The 1,004-nt window shown below is 67.0% G+C and carries 1 pseudogene; it reads left to right on the top strand.

Annotated elements, in window-relative coordinates:
• Positions 1-1,004, top strand: a pseudogene (locus ABTU92_RS30515) (histidine kinase); the annotation flags it as partial.

Genomic DNA, 1,004 nt, shown 5'->3' with positions numbered 1-1,004 from the left:
GATCGTCACCGGCACCTCCGCAATGGACCTTGGATGGGAAGCCCGGTTGCGAGACGAAGTATCCCGTTTGAACCAGCGCGTAACGGCCGAGTTTCTCGCCGGACTTCCGAGCGACGATGTCCGGACCCGCCTGAGCAAGCTCGGCACGGATGCGGTGGTGTTCACCCCGGGCTATTTCCAAGACGGTGCGGGACGCCAGTTCACGCCGCGCGAATCGATCGAGGTCATGGTCGCCGCCTCCGGGGCGCCGATCTACGGCCCCTTCGACACCTTCTTGGGCACCGGGATCGTCGGTGGAAGAATGCCGAGCTACGCCGCGGCGGCACGTCAGGCCGGGCACGTCGTGAGCGCGTTGCTCGACGGAACTCCGCCCGCGGAGCTTCGATTGCCGGATATCGTGCCGGCGGCCCTGAATGTCGATTGGCGGCAAGTGCTCCGCTGGGGCATCGACGAGGATGCCATACCGAGCGACGCCATAGTCCACTTCAAGATGCCGACGTTCCTGGCGTCTCACCGCACCGAGGCGACCGTCGCGGCGGCCGTCTTCCTGCTGCAGAGCGCCCTGATCGCCTGGCTCCTGGTCGAGCATTATCGTCGCCGCCGGGCCGAGCAGGCCGTGCAGAAGCAACGCTTCGAGCTCGCGCATGCGTCGCGGCTGGCCGTCGCCGGCGAGCTGACGGGCTCGATCGCACACGAGGTCAATCAGCCACTCGGAGCGATTCTGAGCAACGCCGACACGGTCGACATGATCCTCGCGTCCGGCGTCGATCGGCGCGACGAGTTGCGCGAGATCATGGCCGACATCCGCCGTGACGATCTGCGCGCCAGCGAGGTGATCCGTCGGCTGCGTGACCTTCTCGCCAAGCACGAGATCGAGCGGATCCCGTTCGACGTCGGCAAGGCACTGACCGAGGTCGAGCTGATCCTCCGTCCCGAAGTCCGGCGCCGTGGCGGCATACTCGACCTGCGGGTGCCTCCGACGGTCGTCCGGGTCGTCGGAGACC

The organism is Rhodoplanes sp. SY1 (assembly GCF_046000175.1).
Taxonomy (GTDB): domain Bacteria; phylum Pseudomonadota; class Alphaproteobacteria; order Rhizobiales; family Xanthobacteraceae; genus Rhodoplanes.
Note: the sequence above shows the minus strand (reverse complement) of the source record. Positions and strands in the feature narration are given on the sequence as shown.